General features: G+C 33.4%; 24 protein-coding genes. 4 read left to right on the top strand and 20 right to left on the bottom strand.

Features of this window, described 5'->3' with window-relative positions; translation table 11 throughout:
• The 4 genes from ABS764_RS01975 (at nt 1) to ABS764_RS01960 (ending at nt 4,154) form a co-directional block, all read left to right on the top strand.
• Nucleotides 1-1,107 (top strand): carboxylate-amine ligase, encoded by a 1,107-nt coding sequence (locus ABS764_RS01975; RefSeq protein WP_408079425.1) that lies wholly within the window; start codon nt 1-3, stop codon nt 1,105-1,107.
• A 42-nt stretch (nt 1,108-1,149) separates the two neighbouring features.
• A complete protein-coding gene (locus ABS764_RS01970; protein WP_408079423.1) occupies nt 1,150-1,980 on the top strand; it encodes a type 1 glutamine amidotransferase in 831 nt (276 codons plus the stop codon).
• Between the two features lie 14 nt (nt 1,981-1,994).
• Nucleotides 1,995-3,185, top strand: a complete 1,191-nt coding sequence (locus ABS764_RS01965) for a hypothetical protein (RefSeq protein ID WP_408079421.1) — start codon at nt 1,995-1,997, stop codon at nt 3,183-3,185.
• 96 nt (nt 3,186-3,281) lie between these two features.
• Nucleotides 3,282-4,154: a sugar phosphate isomerase/epimerase family protein gene (locus tag ABS764_RS01960; RefSeq protein ID WP_408079419.1), complete on the top strand. Its 873-nt coding sequence runs from the start codon at nt 3,282-3,284 to the stop codon at nt 4,152-4,154.
• 40 nt (nt 4,155-4,194) lie between these two features.
• On the opposite strand, the gene ABS764_RS01955 is transcribed toward ABS764_RS01960, so the two are convergent.
• The 20 genes from ABS764_RS01955 to ABS764_RS01860 form a co-directional block, all read right to left on the bottom strand.
• On the bottom strand, nt 4,195-4,890 hold the full coding sequence (locus ABS764_RS01955) for a DUF4240 domain-containing protein (RefSeq protein ID WP_408079417.1): 696 nt from the start codon (nt 4,888-4,890) through the stop codon (nt 4,195-4,197).
• Between the two features lie 52 nt (nt 4,891-4,942).
• Nucleotides 4,943-6,598 (bottom strand): M1 family metallopeptidase, encoded by a 1,656-nt coding sequence (locus ABS764_RS01950; protein ID WP_408079415.1) that lies wholly within the window; start codon nt 6,596-6,598, stop codon nt 4,943-4,945.
• A gap of 3 nt (nt 6,599-6,601) precedes the next feature.
• Nucleotides 6,602-7,816 (bottom strand): ATP-grasp domain-containing protein, encoded by a 1,215-nt coding sequence (locus ABS764_RS01945; RefSeq protein ID WP_408079413.1) that lies wholly within the window; start codon nt 7,814-7,816, stop codon nt 6,602-6,604.
• Nucleotides 7,817-7,820: 4 nt separating this feature from the next.
• Entirely contained in the window at nt 7,821-9,251 is a 1,431-nt protein-coding gene (locus ABS764_RS01940) for a leucyl aminopeptidase family protein (RefSeq protein ID WP_408079411.1), read from the bottom strand.
• On the bottom strand, nt 9,252-10,385 hold the full coding sequence (locus ABS764_RS01935; RefSeq protein ID WP_408079409.1) for an alpha/beta hydrolase: 1,134 nt from the start codon (nt 10,383-10,385) through the stop codon (nt 9,252-9,254).
• Nucleotides 10,386-10,525: 140 nt separating this feature from the next.
• A complete protein-coding gene (hisIE, locus tag ABS764_RS01930) occupies nt 10,526-11,125 on the bottom strand; it encodes a bifunctional phosphoribosyl-AMP cyclohydrolase/phosphoribosyl-ATP diphosphatase HisIE (protein WP_408079407.1) in 600 nt (199 codons plus the stop codon).
• Nucleotides 11,126-11,227: 102 nt separating this feature from the next.
• Nucleotides 11,228-11,983 carry an imidazole glycerol phosphate synthase subunit HisF gene (hisF, locus tag ABS764_RS01925; RefSeq protein ID WP_408079405.1) on the bottom strand — a complete coding sequence of 252 codons (756 nt, stop codon included), beginning with the start codon at nt 11,981-11,983 and terminating at the stop codon, nt 11,228-11,230.
• 76 nt (nt 11,984-12,059) lie between these two features.
• Nucleotides 12,060-12,782, bottom strand: coding sequence for a 1-(5-phosphoribosyl)-5-[(5-phosphoribosylamino)methylideneamino]imidazole-4-carboxamide isomerase (gene hisA, locus ABS764_RS01920; RefSeq protein ID WP_408079403.1), 723 nt, complete (start codon nt 12,780-12,782; stop codon nt 12,060-12,062).
• A 92-nt stretch (nt 12,783-12,874) separates the two neighbouring features.
• Nucleotides 12,875-13,462: an imidazole glycerol phosphate synthase subunit HisH gene (gene hisH, locus ABS764_RS01915; RefSeq protein WP_408079401.1), complete on the bottom strand. Its 588-nt coding sequence runs from the start codon at nt 13,460-13,462 to the stop codon at nt 12,875-12,877.
• A 67-nt stretch (nt 13,463-13,529) separates the two neighbouring features.
• The gene (hisB, locus tag ABS764_RS01910) at nt 13,530-14,666 is read right to left on the bottom strand and encodes a bifunctional histidinol-phosphatase/imidazoleglycerol-phosphate dehydratase HisB (RefSeq protein WP_408079399.1); all 1,137 of its coding nucleotides are present in this window, start codon (nt 14,664-14,666) and stop codon (nt 13,530-13,532) included.
• A gap of 47 nt (nt 14,667-14,713) precedes the next feature.
• Nucleotides 14,714-15,484: an abortive infection family protein gene (locus tag ABS764_RS01905; protein ID WP_408079397.1), complete on the bottom strand. Its 771-nt coding sequence runs from the start codon at nt 15,482-15,484 to the stop codon at nt 14,714-14,716.
• Nucleotides 15,485-15,509: 25 nt separating this feature from the next.
• Nucleotides 15,510-16,556, bottom strand: coding sequence for a histidinol-phosphate transaminase (hisC, locus tag ABS764_RS01900; RefSeq protein ID WP_408079395.1), 1,047 nt, complete (start codon nt 16,554-16,556; stop codon nt 15,510-15,512).
• A gap of 104 nt (nt 16,557-16,660) precedes the next feature.
• Entirely contained in the window at nt 16,661-17,944 is a 1,284-nt protein-coding gene (gene hisD / locus ABS764_RS01895; protein WP_408079393.1) for a histidinol dehydrogenase, read from the bottom strand.
• Nucleotides 17,945-18,031: 87 nt separating this feature from the next.
• Nucleotides 18,032-18,889 (bottom strand): ATP phosphoribosyltransferase, encoded by an 858-nt coding sequence (gene hisG / locus ABS764_RS01890; RefSeq protein ID WP_408079391.1) that lies wholly within the window; start codon nt 18,887-18,889, stop codon nt 18,032-18,034.
• 325 nt (nt 18,890-19,214) lie between these two features.
• Nucleotides 19,215-20,192: a YeiH family protein gene (locus ABS764_RS01885; RefSeq protein WP_456264498.1), complete on the bottom strand. Its 978-nt coding sequence runs from the start codon at nt 20,190-20,192 to the stop codon at nt 19,215-19,217.
• 21 nt (nt 20,193-20,213) lie between these two features.
• Entirely contained in the window at nt 20,214-22,241 is a 2,028-nt protein-coding gene (locus ABS764_RS01880) for a hypothetical protein (RefSeq protein WP_408079389.1), read from the bottom strand.
• 109 nt (nt 22,242-22,350) lie between these two features.
• Entirely contained in the window at nt 22,351-23,097 is a 747-nt protein-coding gene (gene fabG, locus ABS764_RS01875) for a 3-oxoacyl-[acyl-carrier-protein] reductase (protein ID WP_408079387.1), read from the bottom strand.
• Nucleotides 23,098-23,232: 135 nt separating this feature from the next.
• Nucleotides 23,233-23,655: a hypothetical protein gene (locus ABS764_RS01870; protein ID WP_408079385.1), complete on the bottom strand. Its 423-nt coding sequence runs from the start codon at nt 23,653-23,655 to the stop codon at nt 23,233-23,235.
• A gap of 205 nt (nt 23,656-23,860) precedes the next feature.
• Complete coding sequence (sucD, locus tag ABS764_RS01865) at nt 23,861-24,733, bottom strand: succinate--CoA ligase subunit alpha (protein WP_408079383.1); 873 nt, start codon at nt 24,731-24,733, stop codon at nt 23,861-23,863.
• A gap of 144 nt (nt 24,734-24,877) precedes the next feature.
• Nucleotides 24,878-25,834 (bottom strand): UDP-3-O-(3-hydroxymyristoyl)glucosamine N-acyltransferase, encoded by a 957-nt coding sequence (locus ABS764_RS01860; RefSeq protein ID WP_408079381.1) that lies wholly within the window; start codon nt 25,832-25,834, stop codon nt 24,878-24,880.
• Between the last annotated feature and the right edge of the window lie 41 nt (nt 25,835-25,875).

Genomic DNA, 25,875 nt, shown 5'->3' with positions numbered 1-25,875 from the left:
ATGAAAAAATTACCTGTTTTTACGCTTGGTATAGAAGAAGAATACCAGATTATAGATCCCGAAACAAGAGATCTTCGCTCCCATTTGTCTAAAATAGTTGATGGGGCAAAAATAGTATTAAATGAACAAGTAAAAGCCGAAATGCACCAATCGGTGGTGGAAGTTGGAACTAATATTTGTAAGAATGTAAAAGAAGCCGAGTGTGAGATTAAGTTTTTACGAACTAAAATTGTAGAACTGGCCGATAAACAAGGACTCATCGTTGGTGGAGCCGGGACACATCCTTTTTCTAAATGGCAGGATCAGCCTATAACCGATGATCCTCGTTATCATACCATTATCAATGAGTTACAGGATGCTGCACGTTCTAATTTAATTTTCGGGATGCATTGCCATGTAGGAATAGAAAACCGTGAAATAGGTCTGAAATTAATCAATCAGGCTTGTTATTTCCTGCCGCATATATTTGCGTTATCAACTAATTCTCCTTTTTGGGAAGGAAGACAAACCGGTTATAAATCCTTTAGAACAAAGGTTTTTGATAAGTTTCCGCGAACAGGGCTGCCGGAATATTTTGATTCGGTAGCATCCTATGATAATTTTCTGGAAACTTTAGTAAAAACTAATTGTATTGATAATCCAAAGAAAATCTGGTGGGATTTACGGTTGCACCCATTCTATGATACAATTGAATTCCGAATTTGTGATATGGCATTAACAGTTGAAGAAACCATGTGCATGGTATCTGTAATACAGGCCGTTGTAGCTAAACTGTATCGTCTTAATACGCAGAACCTGAAATTCAACACCTATCGTCTGGCATTAATCAAAGAGAATAAATTCAGAGCTGCCCGATATGGAATAGAAGGACATTTGATTGATTTTGGACTTCAGAAAGAAGTAGAAACCCGATTGCTGATTTTAGAATTACTGGACTTTATTGATGATGTAGTCGATGAATTAGGAAGCAGAGAACATATCAATTACACACACGAAATTTTAAAAAACGGAACAGGTGCTGACAAGCAGATTGCTGTTTTTGAAGAAACAAAAAATCTGACTAAGGTAGTTGACTTTATTACAGCAGAATTCACTAAAGGGCTATAAATTATTAACTTATCTTTGCAAATAAGATAAAATCGGGAACTAATGGGAAAGAAAAACATAACAATAGCGATATTGGACATGTACAATGGAGAGCCTAATCAGGGCATGCGGTGTATTATCGAAATTGTAAACAGATTTACACCTTTTGTAAGCTTTAAAATCTTTGATGTAAGAGGAAAATGTGAATTACCTGAAATAGATAAATTTGATATTTATATTGCAACCGGAGGCCCCGGAAATCCATTGGATGGCGATGGTGAATGGGACAAAAAATATTTTGATTTTATTGATGCTATATTGAAATGGAACAATGAAAACCCAATCAAAAAGCACGTGCTTTTTATTTGTCATTCCTATCAAATGGCGTGTAAACATTTTGGATTAGCAGAAATCACAAAAAGACACGATACTTCGTTTGGTGTAATGACTATCCATAAAACGAAAGACGGACTTAAAGATTTATTATTTGAAGGACTGGATGACCCGTTTTATGCAATTGATTCCAGAGATTATCAGGTAGTTCAGCCGAAATTGAGTGTTTTTGCAAAAAAAGGAGCTAAAATACTTTCATTGGAAAAAATAAGAGATAATGTGCAATATGAAAGAGCTATTATGGCGGTCCGATTTACAGATCATTTAGTAGGAACACAATTTCATCCGGAAGCTGATCCTATTAGTTTTCTATCGCATCTGAGAAATAACGAAGTGAAAGAAAAAATTAGAAAAATGAAAGGCAAAAGAAAGTTCAGAAACATGCTGGAAGATTTAGTTGACGATGATAAAATTTATCGTACCAATGAAACTTTAATTCCTAATTTTCTTCGCTCAGCTATCACTGACCTGATGAAATCTAAAAAAATCATGTCTAATTAATATCTGGAATTTAAATGATCCCAAAATACCGAAAGCTGTTTAACGCGCAATTCACAGAAGAAAAATATCAGGTTTTAAAGGATGATATTGCAGCCGATTTTGACTATGCTCCTACTTTTAGACTGGCAGAAACTCCTTTTTTTATTTCGAATGAATTAAAAAAGCAACTGATTGAAGGTTGTAATGATGTTATAGCCTTAATTAAACAAAAACACTTTAAAAACCTTACTGACAAATCATTAGTATTAAATAAAAAAGTACCTAACGAGGATGAGCACACCACTTTTTTAGCTATTGATTTTGGAATTTGTGAAGAAGAAGGCAATGTAATTCCAAAACTAATTGAAGTACAAGGATTTCCTTCTCTCTTTAATTATCAGGTCAATTTATTTGAAAAATTCAAAAAATATTATCCTTTTTTAGAAGAATTAACTCCATTTTTTAATGGTATAACTGCGGATGAATATCTCAAAAATTTAGAGGATATTTTTTGTAACAACCATCCAAAAGAAAACGTGGTGTTACTGGAAATAGAACCTGAAAAACAAAATACAAAAATTGATTTTTATTATTGCAAAAGAGATCTTGGAATTCCTTTTGTCTGTGTAACGGAAATATTAAAAAAAGGGAAAAAACTTTTTTATCACAACTCTGAAGGCAAAGAAATTGAGATTAAGCGTATTTACAATCGCGTAATTTTTGACGAACTGGAACTACGGACAGATTTAAAAATGAACTTTAGTTTTTCAGACGATTTGGATGTGGAATGGTCGGGACATCCCAATTGGTTTTTCAGAATCAGTAAGTTTATTTTACCAATGCTAAAAGGAAAGTATTTTATAGAAACCACTTTGTTAAGCGAATTAAAAGAAATTCCGCAAGATTTGGAAAACTATGTCTTAAAACCTCTTTTTTCTTTTTCGGGTTCCGGTGTTATTTTTCATGTAAAAAAGGAAGATATTGAAGCTGTTGTCGATAAAGAACTTTACATTCTTCAGAAGAAAGTTAGCTATTTGCCAGTTGTTCAGTCTCCTGACGGAAAAGTTAAAGCCGAGGTCAGAATACTTTGTACCTGGAAAAAAGAAGATAAAGCTCCTGCTCTATTGTGTAATCTAGTACGCTTGAGCCGTGGCGAAATGATAGGTGTAAAATACAATCAGGACAAAGACTGGGTAGGCGGAACTATTGGTTTATTTGAGCGATGATTTTTTTTATTTATTATACTAATCTGCAGTAGATAACTATTTGAATCCATTTTTTTTATATTTTTAAATATATAATTCAGATATTTAAATCAAAAAATGATAAAAAGAAGAGATTTTATAATTAACAGTAGTTTGGTTTTAGGTGCATTGGCTATTGCTCCTTCCCTCGCCTTTTCAACGAAACAAAGAAATATCGGTTTACAATTATACACTTTAAGAAATATGTTTTCTAAAGATGTAAAAGGCACTTTAGAATTTGTTGCAAAAACAGGATATAATGAAATAGAAACTTATGGATACTCAGCCGAAAAAGGTTTTTTTGGCACTTCTGTAAAAGATTTCAAAAAAATACTGGCTGATAATGGTCTAAAAGCACCAAGCGGACATTATGAATTTAATTCTTTTATAAAAAATGGTAATACTGATTTTTTAAAATCCTGTATGGAGTGTGCTAATCAATTAGAAAGTGAATATATTACTGTTCCCCATTTAGATGAAAAATTAAGAAGTAATCTGGATGATTACAAACGAATTGCTCAAAAATTAAATGAAGCCGCCGTTTTATGTAAACAGGCGGGTTTAAAATTGGGATATCATAACCATGATTTTGAATTTAAAAAGTTTGGAACTCAAACGGGATATGATATTTTATTAGCGGAAACAGATAAAGAGCTGGTTGATTTTGAATTGGATTTGTATTGGGCAGTGCGTTCAGGAAATAATCCTCTGGAACTGTTTGAGGCTCATCCCGGACGATTTACAATGTGGCACGTAAAAGATATGGATAAATTGAAAACCGAATGGAATACCGAAGTTGGGGACGGAACGATCAACTTTAAAACTATTTTTGCAGCAGCTCAGCTATCCGGAATGAAACACTTTTTTGTGGAACAAGAAACCAATTATAAACCTGATCTTTTAGAGTCTACCGTAAAAAGTTTTAACTATATCAAAAAGAAACTAATCTGATTATCAGTAACATCTTTAAAAATACAATTGAATTTCAGTTTTATTTTTCCCGGAATTTTTTAAATAAAACAGGACACACTTTTTCCATCGTTTTAGGTTCATTAACATTCCAGTTGAATTCTAATATCGGATAATTTTCATCTGTCGTTTTAAAATTTTCATAATCAAGATAAGCATATATTTCCTGATTCGTAGCGTTTTTAAATGCATTCATCGCTACATACCAAAAACCTTCAAAATCATATACTTTTGGTTCGTTTTCGATCAAATTCACTAAAGAGTCCGGATTTTGCTGTGCTTGATAATAGGCTTCTTTTCCTCTTGAAATCAGCCAACATCTAAAATAATCAAAACCATCATCAGCGGCTCCGTTACTAATAATATAATTAGCGCACCACAAATCAGAGGTATAAGAGTCGAACATCAGTTTATCTGTTCTTAAACGAAAACCTACTATTTCTTCCGGAGAAAGTTGCTCTAAAGCGGTAATCAGAAAAATTTCCTGATCTTCCTTATTAGTAGTTTCTTTTAAAGAACGGTCAATAATAGTCCAGTAAATTTCCTCATCGAGCATTTTATTGGACGGAGCAAAATGAATGGAATCTAAATTGATTCTCGGAATTGTAGAAAGAGAATCAGTACTGCTTATTAAATTTTCTGACTCAACTTCATTAGTCTGACAGTAATTAATCCCGCTTATAAACAAAAAGATAATTATGAAGTAGTAACTTTTCATATTAAATATTCAATTTATTATTTCTGAATTTTAAAGATAAAATTAGTCTATTTTATTGGGTAATATTAACTCCAACCACATAAAAATTTGCTTCAATAAGTAGTTTTGAATTTTCTGCAATATTTGTCTCTCTTTTCCAGTTTGTTTGCGGATTTAGCCACTTTTCTTCTCCGTTTATAATCACTTTTATCGGTATATTAAAGTCTGAAACGCAGTTTGTCCAGCGAAAAAGCAGATTATTGTTTTCAAAATAATATTCCAGTTTTGGAATTCTGATATCCCGTAAATATTGATTAAAAAAAGGATTTAAATCTATTCCTGTTTCCCGACTCAGATAATTTTCAATTTGTTTTGTAGTTACTGTCTGATGGTAGAAAGCGCTGTTTAAACCTCTTAATATACTCCTCCATTTAATATCATTATTAACAATTTGCCGTAAGGTATGCAGCATATTTGAACCTTTATAGTACATATCGCCGGAACCTTCATGGTTAACATCATAATTTCCTATTAGGGGTTTGTCATTCAGAATGTTTTTTCGGAGTCCCCGCAGATACGTATAAGCGGCTTCCTTTCCATAATAATATTCCAGAAAAAGACTCTCAGAATAATTAGTAAAACTCTCGTGAATCCACATGTCAGCTATATCTTTATTAGTAATATTGTTAGCAAACCATTCATGTGCCGATTCGTGTACAATAATAAAATCAAATTTTAGTCCCCAACCCGTTCCGCTTAAATCAGTGCCTAAATAACCATTTCCAAAACCATTCCCATACGTAACTGAACTTTGATGTTCCATTCCTAAATATGGAACTTCAACCAATTTATAGCCGTCTTCATAAAAAGGATAAGGTCCCAGCCAGTATTCAAAAGCTTCTAACATTCGGGGAACTTCCTGAAATTGTTTTTTGGCTTTCGCCAAATTGTCTCTCAAAACGTAATAGCTGCAATCCAGAGTTCCTTTTTCGCCTTTGTATTTTTCTGAAAAAGAAACATAATCTCCAATATTAATATTTACGCCATAATTATTTATAGGATTAGCAACATACCAGTTATACGTTTTGGTGCCATTTTTATGTTTTTTTATACTCAGTAAACGACCATTAGAAACATCCTTTAAATCCTCTGGAACATTCACACTGATATACATATTTTCGACTTCATCATACATATGATCTTTGTTAGGCCACCACACACTGGCGCCTAATCCCTGACAGGACGAAGCAATAAATGGTTTACCGTTGCTGTCTTTTTTCCAGCTAATTCCACCATCCCAGGGCGGATTGACAGCTACTTTAGGCTTTCCTCCATAAAAAACAGTCAGCTCTTTTATAGCATCTTTTTTTTGAGGAGCAATTAAATTAATAAAGTAAACATTCCCTTCCCTGTAAAACTTTAATTCTTTTTTATCCTGAATCACTTTGCTGATTGCTAAGGGATTCTGCAAATCAATTTGCATAACATTATATTCCTGTAAAACTTTATATTTTACAGTGTTAGATCCTGTTATTGTACTGTCTAAAGGATTTACTTTTATAGCTAACCGATATTGTTTTAAATCCCACCAGTCTCTTTCTTTAGTAATACTTCCGCGCAAACTATCCTGTCTGTTAAACTGATTTTTTTTATGTTCGAAAAGTTGTTGCGCTTTTATTTCATTTAAAAAAAGCACCGAGAAAAAAATAAAAAAACAAAATACTCTCATGGGCTAATGCAGTTTATCCACCTTTTTTTGTGCTACCACTACGGTATAATCAGCTATTAAACGATCAACATAATTGTCTAATAATTCGAGAATTCTTTCGTTTTTAACAGATTTAACCACAAGACCTGCATGATAATCTAAAGGAACTCTGAAACAAACTTCGGCATCTGAAAATGAAGATAAATCTGGATGCTGAAATTTAGATAAAGTCAGTACAATTCCGGCATACTCCTTTTTTATTTCCGGTAATTGGTATTCTTTTTCTTTGACTAAGGCATCTTCTATCGTGGCCCATTCTTTCCATAGATTAATACCGGAGGCAGCTTCTACCATCTCAGCGATGTGAGCACCGCCCACGCGGGAAGAAGTTTCCAGAAAGTAAATCTTTCCATCTTCGGTACATTTAATAAACTCTGTATGAGCAACACCATGCTTTAAACCAAAACTTTTTAAAACAGCTTCATTTACTTTTTTTATTTCTACATCATCTTCAGAGTCATAAGGAATATTGGAACTTCTAAAAACACCACCACCCTGAGTAATTTCCATCGGTGTAGCCAGATATTTTGAAGTGAGACTAAAAAGTATCTTTTTATCTAAAACTAAGCTGTCACAATGGTAAACAGCACCGGGTTTAAACTGTTCTAACAAATATTTAAAACGATTATTCCCCATTTCATTAATATGAATCCATAAATTTTCTTTATCGAAAACCTTGATAATCCCTGAGGCAGAAGCTTCAGAACGGGGCTTTAAAACCCATGGAGGAGCGACTCTGTCGGCAAAAGTATTGATGTCATGATCATTAAATAAGGAACAAAAAGCAGGAATAGGTATGCCACAACTTTTGGCTCTCATCCGCATGGCTAATTTATCTCTGAAGTAGCGACCAGTAGTTTGTCCCATTCCTCCAATTCTAAGATTTTCTCTAAGATAGGTGGCCTTTTCTACATCAAAATCATCCAAAGCAACTATAGCATCAACCTTATTAGTAATCATTAAATTACCTATTCCCAGTAATAAATGCTCTAAATTCCATTCGGTATCCTGATCAGGCATATAAAATATTTCGTCTATTGCTTCATGTGGCCATGGTTTATCTCTTAATTTTTCACTGGTAACGAGATAAACTTTATTTCCTGAATTCTTTAACTGAATTAAAAAATCGGCTCCTTTATAATAATTTGAAATACAAATGAAGGTTTTAGCATTTTCCATAAATTCATAAATTTTCTATGAATTTAGTTAATAAATGAACACCATAAGCAGTTGCATGTTTACTTTTTGCAAATTCATCATCGCCAAATGCTACTCCGGCAATATCTAAATGTGCCCAGGCAGGATGTTCTTTAGTAAAAAACTCTAAAAATTTTGCTGCACTAATGGCTCCTGCTACCGGTTTTCCACTAAAATTTTTCACATCGGCAATATCACTTTCAATATCATCTTTATAAGCATCCCATAAAGGTAATGGCCATAATCGTTCACCAATGGATGTTCCTGTTTCCTGAATTTTTTTAGAAATAAATTCATTATTAGTAAACAAAGCACCACATTCATAGCCAAAAGTCCCAACACTACTCCCTGTTAAAGTTGCAATATCTATAATATACTCCGGTTTGTAATTTTTAATTAAATACGATAAACCGTCGGCTAAGATCAGACGGCCTTCAGCATCGGTATCAATGATTTCAATAGAGTTCCCACTGTAGCTATGGATAACTTCACTGGGCAGAAATGATTTATTGTCCACTGCATTTTCCGCACAGGGAACAATAGCGGTAACGCGTACCGGCAGTTGTAAATCAGCAATGAGCTGCATGGCACCAAAAACAGCAGCGCCACCGGCCATATCACACTTCATATGCACCATACCGGATGTTTTGATATTCAGACCACCTGTATCAAACGTAATTCCTTTCCCTACAAGTCCTATATGTTTTAATGAAGCAGGAGCAATTTTGGGCGTGTAATTCATAATTACAAACTGGGCTTCGTTATCACTGCCTCTTCCCACAGCTACAAAGGCGCCCAAATATTCTTTTTTAGCATCTTCCAGACCCAGTACTTTTACATCAAAACCGTATTGAAGACCTTTATCCTGAGCCCATAACGCCAGGTATTTAGGTGTTACCTTATTGGGTGGTAAATCAACTAACGAGAGTGTTTCTAACTGGGCACGGGCTATTTTTATAGCCTTATTAAGCCAAACAGAATAATCCTGAACAGCTAATATATTTAATTCAAAATCTGCTTTTAAAAACGGATGCTTTTCCTGTTCTTTATAATGCCCTAAATCATACGTTCCTAAAAGCAAACCGGACATAGCAGCTTCTGCCTGTTCAGAAGCAAATTCTTCGGGTAAAAAAAGACATAGTTTTTTATTAAAAAGTTTTTTTTCTTTAAAAGAAATTCTTCTGAATATTGTTTTTAATGATTTATAATCCGGATTTTTTCCTATACCAATAAATAAATATAAATTTTCTCTTTTTTGAGTTAGATACGTGCTGTCTTTTTTACCATAAAAAACAGAAGAAGGAATTTCTAAATCGTCAAATTTAACAGGGATTAGATTTTTTTCTGTTGTTTCAAAAACAGGAATTAATATTGTTCCTGAAAAATTTTCTAAACTATTAATTTTTGTTGTTATCATTTAATTGTCCTTTGTGTTAAAAAACAGCCATTCTATAGCTTTGGGAAATTCGTCACTCCAATAAGTTTCATTGTGTTTTCCTAACTTATTAATACTAAGATTGATTTTCATTTTATCTGTAACAAATTCACTTTCAAGCATCCGGTTTTTAAAAGTTTCTACATGCTCAATCATGGTTTCACTCTCCTCTCCGCCTGCGTATAAATAAATTTTTGTATTTCCGGAATCCTCATAGTTTTTGATTTTCATTTTAGGAGCTACCCAAAGCGAAGGTGAAAAAATCATTAATTTACCAAAAATTTCAGGATAACGCAAACCGGAAAAAATACTGACCAAAGCTCCCATAGAACTGCCTCCTATTCCGGTAAATTCTCTTTCTTTTTTTGTTCTGAAGTTACTGTCAACATATGGTTTCAGGGTTTCTGCTAAAAATTTAATATATTTTTTACCCTGTCCTTTTCCTAAAACTGTTTTCCCAACATTGTATTCTTTAACCCGGTCTTCTTCTGCATGTTCTACAGCAATAACAATGATTTTACCCACATTGTATTCGGACATTACAGCCAGTTTTTTATCAATTTCCCAATTGCCGTATTCTGCATTTTCATTAAATAAATTCTGTGCATCCTGTAAATACATCACAGGATAACTTTCATTGGAAAAATCATAATCATGTGGTAATAGTGCCCAGACTTTACGGGTAGTGTTTAATTGCGGGATTTCAAACTCATCAGAAATTAACTGAATTTGTGGCAAAAAATTAGGCTTGAATGGCATCCAGTTTTTTCTCCAGCGAAAAACATGTTCATTTTGAATACCTGTATGTTTAGATGTAAAACGATTTTCTGTTCGCTCTTCGTTAGCACCTATTTCAACAGCACTCCAATCTCCTTTAGTGAACTTATACAATAAAACTTCAGGATAATTAAAATCATGAGTGAATTTAAAATGATACAAACCAGTACCTACTTTTTCCATCATAAAATCTTTATCCTGAGTACGCCAGTCATTAAAATTTCCGGATATATAAACGGAACGGGAATCGTCTTCGTCTGTTGTAAGTATGATATGTAATCCTGTTTCTATTTTAGTATCGATGAATGCTTCTGAAAAATGAGTCTTATCAAAAATCATAAGGTATTGATTATAAATAATTAATTTCTGTTGTAAATATAACAGATTGGACTTTGGTGTAAAAATGAAAACGAGTCAACTGAGGAAATTTAATCTCCAATTGACTCGTTTTTACAATAAATTAACACAAAATATAGATGCTATTTCTGACGGCTTTTTAAAACATTCATCACATCATCCAGCTTATATCCTTTGGCTTGTAATAAAATTAAATAATGGAAAAGTAAATCGGCACTTTCGCTTAAAAATAAATCGTCATTTGCATCTTTCGCCTCAATAACTACTTCTACAGCTTCTTCCCCTACTTTTTGAGCAATTTTATTAATCCCCTTCGCAAAAAGCGAAGCCACATAACTTTGTTCAGAATCAGCATTTTCTTTTCGAGACTGAATCGTTTTTTCTAATTCTGAAATAAATCCATAACTGGTTTCATTTGGTGTTTGCCAGCAGGTATCTGCTCCTGTATGACAAGTTGGTCCTACAGGTTTTGCCTGAATCAATAAAGTGTCCTCATCACAATCGTTTTTGATATTCACCAGATTCAAAAAGTGTCCACTTTCTTCCCCTTTTGTCCAAAGACGCTGTTTAGAACGGCTGAAAAAAGTTACTTTGCCTGTTTCAATTGTTTTTTGATAAGCTGCTACGTTCATATAGCCTAACATCAACACATTTTTGGTTTCACTATCTTGAATAATGGCCGGAATTAATCCATGAGCCAATCTTGAAAAATCTATTTCCATTTTTATAATTATTTTTTTTAGAAAGAGAAAAGAAGAAAGAAGCAAGGACAAAGAAAATCATTACAACAATATATCTTTTCTCTTTATTCTTTACTCTATTTTCTATAATCTAACTTCTATATTGTTATTTTTTAACTCTTTTTTCAAAGCTTTGATTTCAATTTCTTTAAAGTGGAAAACACTCGCTGCCAAAGCGGCATCTGTCTTTCCATCAATAAAAGTATCTGCAAAATGCTGCATATTTCCTGCTCCACCCGATGCAATAATAGGAATATTAACTAAGCTAGACAATTTTGCCAAAGCTTCATTAGCAAATCCATTTTTAGTACCGTCGTGGTTCATTGAGGTAAAAAGGATTTCTCCGGCGCCTCTTTGCTCCACTTCTTGTGCCCAGTCAAATAACTTAATATCTGTTGGCACTTTTCCACCTACTAAATGCACCATCCATTCGCCATCAATTTGTTTGGCATCAATCGCAACAACTACACATTGACTTCCAAATTTTTGAGCTAAATCATTAATCAATTGCGGATTCTTTACTGCCGAGGAATTGATGGAAACCTTGTCGGCTCCATTTTGCAAAAGCACTTCCACATCCGAAACTGCAGAAATTCCACCACCTACAGTAAATGGTATATTAATGGTTGCCGCTACTTTGCGAACTAAATCTACTAAAGTTCTTCTTCTTTCTTCCGTTGCCGAGATATCCAAAAACACCAATTCATCCGCACCTTCATCCGAATAAATTTTTGCCAATTCCACCGGATCACCCGCATCACGCAAATCTACGAAATTAACACCTTTTACGGTTCTTCCGTTTTTGATATCCAGACAAGGGATTATTCTTTTTGTAAGCATTGTTTTTAAAGTTGTTGGTTATTGGTTGTTGGTTATTGGTCAATGGTACAAACTATCAACCGACAACTATCAACTATTAACCTATTATATATTGTTCCAATTGTTTCAACGAAATTCTTCCTTCGTAAATCGCTTTTCCGATAATTGTTCCTTCGCAACCAATTTCGGCTAATTTAGGCAATTCATCAAAAGTCGAAATTCCACCAGAAGCGATTAATTTTAAACCTTTAGCTTGCGCTAGGATTTTAGCATATAAATCAAAACTTGGACCTTCCAGCATTCCGTCTTTGGCAATATCCGTACAAATTACATATTCAATTCCTTTAGACTGATAATTTTGAATAAAAGGTACTAATTCTTCTTTAGATTCTTCTAACCATCCTGAAACCGCTACTTTTTCGTTATTTGCATCGGCGCCTAAAATAATTTTATCGGCACCAAATTTAGAAATCCATTGTTCAAAAACTTCACGGTTTTTTACAGCTATACTACCGCCGGTAATTTGGTTTGCTCCACTTTCGAAAGCAATTTTCAAATCAGCATCTGCTTTTAGTCCACCACCAAAATCAATTTTTAAACTAGTTTGCGTCGCAATTTGTTCTAAAATTTTATGATTTACAATTCGACTTGATTTTGCTCCGTCTAAATCTACCAAATGTAAATATTCGATTCCGTGTGCTTCAAATTCTTTGGCAACCTCCAACGGATTTTCGTTGTATATAATTTTGGTACTGTAATCCCCTTTGGATAAACGAACACATTTTCCGTCGATGATGTCTATAGCTGGTATTATTCTCATTTATTTTTTAATTTAAAGATTTGTAATTAACGAAACTCAATCTTTTAATTTTTCAATCATTCAATTTTTCAATCATTCAATTTTTCAATCATTCAATTTTTCAATTCAAGAAAATTTGCTAAAATTTTCTCTCCTACATCACCACTTTTTTCCGGGTGGAATTGTGTTCCAAAGAAATTTTTATTCTCTAAAGCCGATGAATAAGCCATCTCATAATCAGTCGTAGCAATGGTTTCAGCACATAATGGCGCATAAAAACTGTGTACCAAATACATGTATTCGTTTTCAGCTACATCCTTAAACAATCCCGATTTTAGATTGTATATGGTATTCCATCCCATTTGTGGTACTTTCACTTTTGGAGAAAACTTAACTACATCCACATCAAAAATCCCCAATCCGTCTGTGTTTCCTTCCTGAGTGTGTTTGCACATCAATTGCATCCCCAGACAAATTCCCAAAACGGGTTGCGTCAATGTTGGAATCAAAGTGTTTAGACCGCTTTCCTTTAGCATTTTCATAGCGTAACTAGCTTCTCCCACTCCTGGAAAAATCACTTTATCCGCAGCTTTGATTTCGGCTGGATCATTACTCAAAACAGCTTTATAGCCCAATCTCTCGATGGCAAAAATAATGCTCTGAATGTTTCCTGCTCCGTAATTTATGATAACTATTTTCATTTTTTTTATTGTTAGTTGTCCGTTGTCCATTGATAGCCAACAACTATCAACCGACAACCATAAACTTTTAAAGCATCCCTTTCGTGCTTGGCAAAATCATTTTTTCCGTATCACGTTTTACCGCTACTTTTATCGCTTTCGCAAAAGCTTTAAAAATCGCCTCAATTTTGTGATGTTCATTATCGCCTTCGGCTTTGATGTTGATGTTGGCTTTGGCTCCATCAGAAAACGATTTAAAAAAATGGAAAAACATCTCTGTTGGCATCTTTCCTACCATTTCACGTTTAAATTCCGTTTCCCAAATTAACCAGTTTCTACCACCAAAATCAATCGCTACTTGCGCTAAACAATCGTCCATTGGTAAACAAAATCCGTAACGCTCAATTCCTAATTTATTTCCTAAAGCCTTAGCGTAAACTTCACCTAAAGCAATCGCTGTATCTTCAATAGTGTGGTGTTCGTCAACTTCTAAATCTCCTTTTACTTTAATGTCTAGGTCCATTTGACCATGACGCGAAATTTGGTCCAACATATGGTCAAAAAAGGCAATTCCGGTATCGATGTTGCTTTTTCCTGTTCCGTCCAAATTCAACTTGATATAAATATCAGTTTCGTGTGTTTTTCTGGTAATCGAAGCGGTGCGTGCCTCTAATTTCAAGAACTCATATATCTGTTTCCAATCGGTAGATTGTAACGCAATAACAACATCTAATTCTTCTCTTTTAGCACTGATTTCAGTACTTCCTACTCCGTCAGTGGTATTTAAAAAAATGGCTTTTGCTCCTAAATTCTTCGCTAATTCCACATCTGTCAAACGGTCTCCTAGTACAAATGAGTTTGCCAAATCGTAGTTGGGATTGTCAATGTATTTTGTCAACATTCCTGTTCTAGGTTTACGAGTTGGCGCATTGTCTTCCGGAAAAGAACGATCGATAAAAATATCATCAAATAACACCCCCTCGTTTTGAAATGCCTTCAAGATAAAATCCTGTGTTGGCCAAAAAGTATCTTCCGGAAAAGAATCCGTTCCTAAACCATCCTGATTAGTTACCATTGCCAATTCATAATCCAATTCGGCAGCAATTTTAGCCAAATATTGAAATGCTTTTGGATAAAACTCTAATTTTTCCAAACTGTCTAATTGGTATCCTTCCGGTTCTAAAACAATCGTTCCATCACGATCTATAAAAAGTACTTTTTTCATTTATATTATATTATTACACCTCATTCAAGGTTTATTTTTTTATATTTTTATGCAGATGTTGTCTTTTCAAAACTCAAAAACAAATATTCTGAAATAGTTTTTGCTACATTGACAGTTAAAACAGCGTGTCTTTGATCAATTTTATATTCTTTTTTTAATGGTCCACTTCCATGAGAATCACTATGCGAATTTCTTAAACCTGTAACACCATTAATAATGCTAATGATACCTGAAAGTATTTGTTTTAAACTTTCATTATCATGCTTTTGAGGAGACATATTTAATATTTCAGATGTTTTTTTATACAGTCTTAACAAATTCCCATCATAGTCATATTTATATCCATTTTTTGATTCAATAATAAATAAACATATTGATTCAATTAATGTTCTGGCATTAGTTATCGAACCTTCAAAATCTTCTTCTATAATTTTTTTATTGCATTTTTTAATTTGATCACGAATATATTCAAATGAAATTCTATCTAACTCTTTTGTATCAATTGTTTCATCTTCAGATTGTTCAAAATTAGGTAAATAAATTATCTCTACTATTTCTGGTTCATTATTTCTACTTGGATAAATTTGTAAGACTGCATCAAAAATTACTTTTTTGTCTTCGTCTGAAAGTTTATCAATTAACACTTGATTTTTAAGTGGAGATTTGATTTCTAAATAACAAATCCATGAATTCCATCTACTCCCGAAAGTGTTTGTTTGATCTAAATATGAAATAGAATTAATAAAAAGTTCAGATAAATCTCTCCTGCCATTATATTCTAAAATACGTTTCAACTTTTTAATATCTTCGTCTTCCATTTGTAGAATATTATTTATATAAATATTAAACGTTTAACAATGCCTCCATCAACTTCTTATTTTCATCTTCTGTTCCAATAGTAAAACGTAAGCAATTTTCACAAAGTGGTTGCGTTGTTCTGTTACGAATCACAATTCCTTTCCCAATCAATTCATCATAACGTTTGTTAGCATCATCTACTTTTGCTAAAATAAAATTAGCTTCAGAAGGATAAATTTTCTCCACAAACGACAATTCATTCAACACTTTAAGTAAAGAATCTCTTTGAGCTATAATTGAAGTGATTTCATTATCAATTTTATTTTGATCTTTTAACCTTTCCAAAGCTCTTTGTTGCGTCAATTCGTTAACGTTATACGGTGGTTTGATTTTATTCAACACCGCAATCACTTCTGGAGAACCATAACAAATTCCCAAACGAATTCCTGCTAATCCATAAGCTTTAGAAAGCGTTTGTGTAATGATTAAATTAGGATATAGGTCTAATTTTGCTAACCAGCTTGCCTTATCCGAAAAATCAATATAAGCTTCGTCAATTACGACAAAACCATTGAATTTTTCTAATAATGTTGTTACACTTTCTTCGGTAAATGAATTTCCTGTTGGGTTATTTGGTGAACACAAAAAGATGATTTTTGTGTTTGGAGTAACCGCTTCTAGAATAGCTTCTACTCTCGGTTGGAAACTTTCTGAAAGTACAATTTCTTTGTGCTCTACATTGTTGATGTTTGCCAGCACCCCATACATTCCATAAGTAGGCGGCAAAGAAATGACATTGTCTTCTTTAGGCTCACAAAAAGCTCTAAACAACAAATCCAGTACTTCATCGCTTCCGTTTCCTAGTAAAATTTGGTTGGTATTCAAACCTTTGTTTTTTGCCAAAACTGCTTTTACACTGTTTTGCTGTGGATCAGGATAACGATTGACCCCGTTTTGATAAGGATTTTCATTGGCATCCAGGAAAACCATATTGGCAGTATCAAAATCTTCAAACTCATCACGCGCAGATGAATAAGGCTTCAACACCTTAACATTCGCACGAACTAAATTATTTATATCGAAATTTTTCATTTTTTTTTCATTTTTAGAGAAAAGAGGAAAGAAGCAAGAACAAAGACTTCTAAACGAAATCTATATTTTTCTTCTCTTTCTTCTCGCTTCTTGTCTCTTGCTTCTTATTCTAAACTTTTCAATCTCAACGTTACCGCATTCTTATGCGCCTGTAAACCTTCGGCTTCTGCCATGATTTCAATAGCGCTTCCGATGTTTTTAATTCCTGTTTCAGAAATTTTCTGGAAGGTCATTGATTTCATAAAGCTATCCAGATTGACACCGCTGTAATTTTTAGCATAACCATTCGTTGGCAACGTATGATTGGTTCCTGAAGCGTAATCACCAGCACTTTCAGGCGTATAATTCCCTATAAAAACCGAACCAGCATTCTGGATTCCATCAACATACAAATCGTTAGTGGCCGTGCAAACAATAAAGTGCTCCGGACCATATTCATTGATTAAATCCAATGCAATAGCATCATTTTCAACGTATATCAACTTAGAATTAGCAATGGCTTTTTCGGCAATGTTTTTTCTTGGCAACACTTCTAATTGGGATTGGATTTCGTTTTCAACAGCATCCATCATCGCTTTGGAAGTCGAAACTAAAATTACCTGACTATCCGTTCCGTGTTCTGCTTGGCTTAACAAATCTGAAGCTACAAAAGCAGGAACCGCAGTATCATCGGCTACAACTAACAATTCAGATGGTCCAGCAGGCATGTCAATAGCGACACCAAATTGGGTTGCTAATTGTTTGGCTACCGTCACATATTGGTTTCCAGGTCCAAAAATTTTATACACTTTAGGAATTGCTTGTGTTCCAAAAGTCATTCCGGCAATCGCTTGGATCCCTCCAACTTTGATGATTTTAGTCACACCGCACAAATTGGCAGCATACAAAATAGCAGGATTGATATTTCCGTTTTTATCCGGTGGTGAACACAAAACAATTTCGCTACAACCTGCAATTTTAGCAGGAACAGCTAGCATTAATACCGTAGAAAATAAAGGAGCAGTTCCGCCAGGAATGTATAAACCTACTTTTTGAATTGGTCTTTTTTCCTGCCAGCATTGTACTCCTTGAGCAGTTTCTACAGAAACTCGGGTTGTTTTTTGCGCTTTATGAAAAGTCTCTACATTGGCTTTCGCCAAAGCAATCGCTTCTTTTAAATCGTTTGACAAACTAGCCACAGCGACTTCAATTTCAGTAGCTGTTACTTCGATATTTTCAAAAGAAACGCCATCAAATTGCGTCGTATATTTGGCTACAGCCACATCTCCCTCTTTTTGAACGGCAGCAAATATTTCTTTTACTGTTCCTTCAATATCATTTACCGTTTTGGTTGGTCTTTCTAAAATAGAAGTCCAGGTATCAGGTGTTGGATTGTATATTTTGTTCATTATTTTTTTAATTAAATGATTGAAAAATTGAAAGATTTAAAAATTAATTTCTCACTTAATACTTCAACCTTACAACTTACAACTTAATTAAAGTACCATTTTCTCAATTGGGCAAACCAAAATTCCTTCGGCACCGGCTGCTTTCAATTGGTCAATCACTTCCCAGAAAGTATCTTTGTCAATCACAGTGTGCACACTACTCCATCCTTCTTGGGCTAATGGCATAACTGTAGCGCTTTTTAAAACGGGAAGAATACTGCTTACCGCTTCAATTTTATCGTTTGGAACATTCATCAAAATATATTTTGATTTACGCGCTCTTAATACCGATTCGATTCTGAATTTTAAGGTATCAATTATTTTTTGAGAATCAGCAGAAACTTTTGGAGAAACCGCTAAAACTGCTTCACTTTTAAAGATTACTTCGACTTCTTTCAAATTGTTTTTAAACAACGTACTTCCGCTGGAAACGATATCTACAATGGCATCGGCCAGACCAATGTTTGGCGCAATTTCTACCGAACCAGAAATTTGGTGAATATCAACTGTTACTCCTTTTGACTTACAGAAATCAATTACCGTATTTGGATACGAAGTTGCTACACGCAAACCTTCTAAATCCTGGATAGAATTGTACTGAAATGTTTTAGGTACAGCGATTGAAACTTTACATTTAGAAAAACCTAATTTTTGAATAACTTCAATGTTTTTTCCTTTTTCAACCAATAAATTATCACCTACAATAGCGATATCTACTACTCCATCAATCAAATATTGAGGAATATCGGAGTTTCTTAAATACAAAACTTCTAATGGAAAATTAGACGCTTCAGCTTTTAACTGATCAATACCATTGTTGATAGAAATCCCCGCATCTTTAAGAATTTGGATACTGTCTTCGTTTAGTCTTCCTGATTTTTGAATTGCAATTTTTAACGTACTCATTGTTTTGTTTTTTTATGTTTTATTGAATGTGTTTGAGTACAAAGGACTTAACACACAATGAAAAACCCGTTTGATGTACTCAAACGGGTTTATTAATATGATGACTTACACGCATACCATTAACACATCGCCTGAGAGCAATAATGTGAATGATGATGATGCAATTGATTTGATAACATTATAATTTTGTATTCGTATTTTGTTGCGCAAATATAAGAGATAAAAACATTACAAACAAATTTTTAATTTAACTAAATGTTTAGAAAATATTAAAAACCATGAGAGTTACCTGATTACTTATTATGGACGTATAATTTTGTGTTTTCTAATTAAAATACAAAATAGCCATTAAAGATAAAGTTGCGATAAAGCCCCATAATAAGATTCCTTGAATCAAAGGTTTGATTCCAACCGCTAGTAAAACAGAACTACTCAATCCGGAACCAATAAAAAATAAGGTTACCGTAAGTCCCACTTTAGCAACAGCCACGATATACGGACTTACAATTTTTATTTGCGGAACATAAGTATTTACAATCATAGCCAGTATGAAAAATCCAATAAAATAAGGGATTTTTATCTTACTGGCTTTGTTTTTAAACAATATACTGGTAAGCAATACAATTGGAATAATCCATAAAGCACGAGCTAATTTTACCGTAGTAGCTATTTGTAAAGCCACAGCACCGTATTTATTAGCCGCTCCTACCACCGAACTCGTATCGTGAATGGATAAAGCACACCACAATCCAAAATGCTCCTGAGAAAGATTTAAATAATGTCCAATAGCCGGAAACAAAAACAAGGCTATAGAATTCAGAATAAAAATAACTCCTAAAGCAACTGAGGTTTGTTTTTCATCTGATTGAATTACCGGCGTAATAGCTGCAATGGCACTTCCACCGCAAATGGCTGTTCCGCAAGAAATCAAGTGAGTAATTTTTTTATCTGTTTTGAACCATTTTCCTAAAAACACTCCAATTAAAATGGTACTAAACAAAGTAGCCACAGTTAACATAAATCCTTGTTTACTGGACAATAAAGCATTAGTAACATTCATTCCAAAACCCAATCCTACAACCGAAACCTGCAATAAAACGTGAATAATTTTATGATTCAAATGCAACCAGGGATGCCCGGAAATATTAGCCACAAGCAATCCTAACAACAAAGCAATGGGTGGTGTTATATAACCTGTCAAACATATTAATAACAAGCATACAAAGATAATTTGCTGTGTTCTGCTGTGTTTTTCTAAATTAAAGATTCCGTTTTCAGGAAAAAGTTTTGTTTGTTTTTTCAAGAGCTAATACTTCTATTAAATTTATAGTAAACCATGGTATTTTCTAACAAACCATTCAATTGCAAAAAAGCTGCAAATTAAGACCAGTAACCACTTCCAATCCACTAAAGGCGAACGGCTACTGCTTGTTTTTTCGATAGTTTTATAATTTTCATCTTCTAAAAGCGACTGAATTAAACTATCAACTTGATTAGGAAAATAGACTTTTCCCTGTGTTAAACTAGCTAATTGTTTTAATCGAACAACATCTGGATTTACAAATTGATTTTCGATATCAAAATCTAATATTTCAAAACGACTGGAATAACTTGCTTTTGAATTCAATTCTTTTACCGTAAAATTATAACTCCCAGCCGATAAACCGTCAAGATTTACTTTGTAAGCATTATTACCTTTTAATAAATCATAACTTTTTGAGGCTTTGGTTTTCGAATTAACAAGTATAATGGTCAGATGAGCCTTTTCGTCAAACTCGTAGTTTTTATTAAAATATTGGGCTGTAATTTCGATAGCTTCTCCTGAGTTGTAAAAACTTTCGTGATGAACTACTAATGATTTCTTAGCAGTATTAGAAGTTAAAAATTGAATAATTTTATCAATAAAAATATCATATTTTTCAAAAGAATCATTTTGATTGTGACTTTCTAAACGCCATTTCCAACTGTTTTCACCCAATAAATATGCAGCACGAGTTCCCTGATTTTCACTAAATGCCAGCAACGGAGCCTGAGTATCAATATTTCTAATTTTAGAAGAAAGTAACACCGATGCATTCCCTTTTACATTAATTTTTCCATACGGATTTTGTAAAGGAGGAAAATTTTCAAAACCAATATCATCAATAGCAAAGAGATTGAATTGTGAATTAAATGCAGCTAAATAATCTTCTTTTTGAGAAGTCATTTTAAACTCTAAATTGTTCTGCTGCTGGTTTAAAAAATTAAAATCAGTATGCGTTCCTGTAATGATAAAAGTATTGGTTTTGACTAATTTATTCGAATCAAAAACAACTTTAAACTCCGCTGTAGGTTGATATAAAACCAAAACATTATAATCCGTTAATTGATTGATTTGTTTTGGGTTAACAACAACTACTTTACGTTGTGCATTAGATTCAATTGCTCTTTTAAATGCAGCAATATCCGGATGATTTATGGCAGAAACAATAGCCACAGTAGATTTTTGATCTAAAACTTCAACGGCAAAATTCTTAGTATTGTTGTAGCTGTTTTTTTCTTTTTCAGTCGAAATCAAAGTTGCTTTATACAACTGCGACCCTATTTTATTGGCTGTTAAAAGCACATTAACAACCGCCGTATTTTTAGTTGGAGAGAAACTTACTTTTTGTTTACTTAAAACCGAATTTCCTTGCGAAATTTGAAAATCAGCAGTTATACTTTTTGTTCCCGAATATTGCAAAAAAACTTCAACCGGAAATTGATTTTTTAGAAAAGCATATTTATTGACATTCAGTTGGTTGATTTTTAAATCTAAAACCTGAGTCGTATCTCCTAAAATAATGGGAAAAACTTTATTAGAAGTATCAAAACTATACACATAATCATTTCCTGACGTTTGGTTCCCATCGCTAATTAAAACCGTTGGAAATGTACTGTTTTTATTAATTGCTTTTAAATCTTTGGCTACTGCATCTATATGTGTTTGCGTTCCTTTAAAATTCAATTGCTGAAAAGGCAAAAAATCCGAATCGAACTGAAACGATTGAATGGTGTATTTTTCCTTTAAATCCGCATTAGCTGCAATTTTTGAATACAATTCAGTTGCCAGCTTATCCGATTTTAAATAAGCAACAGAACTGGAATTATCAACAACTAGAGCAAGTGTTGGTTTTTCAACCACAGTAGTATTACTTGTAATGATTGGATTTATCAACAATAACAGCAGTCCAAAAATGGCTGAAAAACGTAAAAAAGCCAAGAGTAAATTAATTTTAGATTTACTCCTGGCTTTATAATAATATTGAAAGTATGACAAACCAGCAGCTACTATTACAGAAAGAATAATAAGTAGAATGGTGTTTGTTGTCATTTATTTTTATTAATTTAAAGATTGAAAAATTAAATAATTTAAAAATTTTAAACATTTACGAATATAAAAAATCTTTAAATTCTTAAATCATTAAATCTTTGAATATGATTTATGTTAGCATTCCTCCGCAAACATTTAATACTTGTCCTGTAACATAAGCACTCATGTCTGAAGCTAAGAACAAACAAGCATTTGCAACGTCTTCAGTAGTTCCTCCACGTTTCAACGGAATTCCTTCTCTCCATCCTTTTACGACATCTTCGCTTAATTTAGCTGTCATTTCAGTTTCAATAAATCCTGGTGCAATAGCATTGCAACGAATATTACGTGAACCTAACTCTAAAGCTACCGATTTTGTAAATCCAATAGCACCAGCCTTTGAAGCAGCATAGTTAGTTTGTCCTGCATTTCCAGAAACCCCTACTACTGAACTAATGTTGATGATAGAACCAGCACGTTTTTTCAAGAATGTTTTTTGAATGGCTTTAGTCATATTAAAAACCGATTTCAAATTCACATCAATTACCTGATCAAAATCAGCTTCTGACATACGCATTAAAAGATTGTCTTTAGTGATTCCGGCATTGTTGATTAAAATATCTACTGTACCAAAATCAGCTAAAACAGTATCTACTAAAGTTTGCGCTTCTTCAAAATCAGCTGCATTTGATTTATAACCTTTAGCTTTAATACCTAAAGCATTTAATTCATTTTCTAAGGCTAAAGCTGATTCAGTAGATGAGCTGTAAGTAAAAGCCACATCGGCACCATTTTTTGCAAAAACTTCTGCAATTCCTCTACCAATTCCGCGACTTGCGCCTGTAATAATAGCTACCTTTCCTTCAAGTAATTTCATATTGTGATATAAGTTTATTAACTAAATTGAGTTACAAATATAAACGATTTAGCTGTTTTATAAAATTTATGCTATAAAAAAAGCCTTACCGAAGCAAGGCTTTTAAAAACACTCTTTTATTGTGTTGAAAATGAACTAGAAAGCAACATTCCATCTAGGCAACTTTGCATTTTCACTTAAAAAGTTTTGTAAAACCTGTGCTTCAACAAAAGTAGGAATTACTTTTTCATCTTCGTTATAGGTTTCGTACCAAACCACTTCTAAGCGGCTGATATCTTCTTTTTTCATTTGTGCAGGCCAGGAATATTTTCTTCCTGTTTTAGCAAATTGATGACCGTTTACAATTTTGTCATACAATCCACCATTTTTGGTTTTCAAAGAGCCATCATTTTGTACGGTTCCTGTAGAACCTACCATGATTAATTCTTTTTCTTCAGCTACATCAAAAACTAAAAATACTCCGGAGCCTTCAGTAGCATTACATACTTCTTCCAGGCTATCTTCGATTGTTAATGAAAACTGATTTTTTACTTTGAAACCTTCTAATTCCTTATACATACTATTTTCTTTTGAATTGATTTCTAAAAAAAGGACTGATCAGAATGCCAGTCATTGGAAACCAATTATTAATTTTTTAATTATTTTATACTAAATCAGTACGCCTGATTTTAATTGCGTGCAAATGTATTTCTTTAATTCTGTTTTATACTAAAAAAGCCCCACAAATGTGAGGCTTAATTTATTTAAAATTCGGTTTTAGAGATTAACCTAAAACTTCTTTTACTTTTTTACCAATTTCAGCTGGTGAATCAACAACGTGAATTCCGTTGTCTCTCATGATTTGTTTTTTAGCAGCAGCAGTATCGTCAGAACCTCCAACAATAGCACCGGCATGTCCCATAGTTCTACCAGCAGGAGCAGTTTCTCCGGCGATGAAACCAATTACAGGCTTACGGTTACCATCAGCTTTAATCCATTTAGCAGCATCAGCTTCTAATTGTCCACCTATTTCCCCAATCATAATGATTGCTTCTGTTTCAGGATCATTCATCAACAATTCAACTGCTTCTTTAGTAGTTGTTCCAATGATTGGATCTCCACCAATACCAATTGCAGTAGTGATTCCTAATCCTTGTTTTACAACTTGGTCAGCAGCTTCATAAGTTAAAGTTCCTGATTTAGAAACGATACCGATAGTTCCTTTTTTGAAAACAAAACCTGGCATAATACCAACTTTAGCTTCACCCGGAGTAATAACACCCGGACAGTTAGGACCAATCAATCTGGCGTTTCTTTCTTTAACGTAGTTGTTAGCATTAATCATATCTGCAACAGGAATTCCTTCTGTAATAGCAATAATTACTTTAATTCCTGCATCAGCAGCTTCCATAATTGCATCAGCAGCAAAAGCCGGTGGTACAAAAATAATAGAAGTATCAGCACCTGCTTGCTCAACAGCATCTTTAACAGTATTAAAAACAGGAAGATCTAAGTGAGTTGAACCACCTTTTCCCGGAGTTACACCACCTACAACGTTTGTCCCGTATTCAATCATTTGAGAAGCGTGAAAAGTACCTTCACTTCCTGTAAATCCTTGAACAATTATTTTAGAATCTTTGTTAACTAAAACACTCATGATATATATTTTATATGATTTTTAAATTTGTGATGCAAAAATAGGGTTTTCGAAATTATTTCAGGCTTTTTTATTATCAAAAAAAAGTTAGTAATTACATTCTTTTGTTAACTCCGACACAAAATATTCCTTTTTTAAACAAATTCAATAATTAATTTTTTCTTTTTTTATAGATTCGATTTCATCCAGGATTTCAGGAATCTTCTTAATATTAGCCATTTGTTTCAAAAATGCTCTTGACTCTTGTGCAGGATTTCCATTATAAACTTTATTACCCGCTAAAGATTTAGTTACTCCGGCCTGAGCCAATAAGACTGTTTTTTCACCAATAGTAACACTACTAGTTATTCCTACCTGTCCCCAAAGTGTTACTTCATCTTCGATAATTACACAACCTGCAATTCCTGTTTGTGATGCAATCAAACATTTTTTTCCAATAACAGTATCATGCCCTACATGCACCTGATTGTCTATTTTAGTACCTTCGCCAATAGTGGTATCACCGGTAACTCCTTTATCAATAGTACAAAGTGCACCAATACCAACATTGTCTTTAATAACAACACGACCACCTGAAAGCAACTGATCAAAACCTTCCGGACGTTTTTTATAATAAAAAGCATCAGCACCAAGAATGGTTCCTGCATGAATAATGACATTATCACCGATAACGGTATTATCGTAAATAGAAACATTCGAATGAATCAAGCAATTTTTCCCGATAACAACATTATTTCCTATAAAAGAATTAGGCTGAATAACCGTTCCTTCACCAATGATTGCTGTTGGAGAAATTGCAGCTCCCGAAGACCGGAAAGGTCTGAAATGATTGGTTAGCTTATTGAAATCTCTAAACGGATCATCTGAAATAAGAAGTGCTTTTCCTTCCGGGCAAGCTACTTTTTTATTAATTAAAACAATAGTTGCAGCAGAATTTAAAGCTTTGTCATAATATTTAGGATGATCTACAAAAACAATATCCCCCTGCTCTACCACATGAATTTCATTCATGCCCAAAACTTCAAAGTTTTCATCACCCACAAATTCACAATTAAGTAAACTTGCTATTTCTATTAAAGAATATGATCTTGTAAATTTCATAAATTAATGTAAAGATTGAAAAATGCTATTGCCAACTTAAA

The sequence above is a fragment of the Flavobacterium plantiphilum genome (genome assembly GCF_046000495.1).
GTDB lineage: Bacteria > Bacteroidota > Bacteroidia > Flavobacteriales > Flavobacteriaceae > Flavobacterium > Flavobacterium plantiphilum.
Note: the sequence above shows the minus strand (reverse complement) of the source record. Positions and strands in the feature narration are given on the sequence as shown.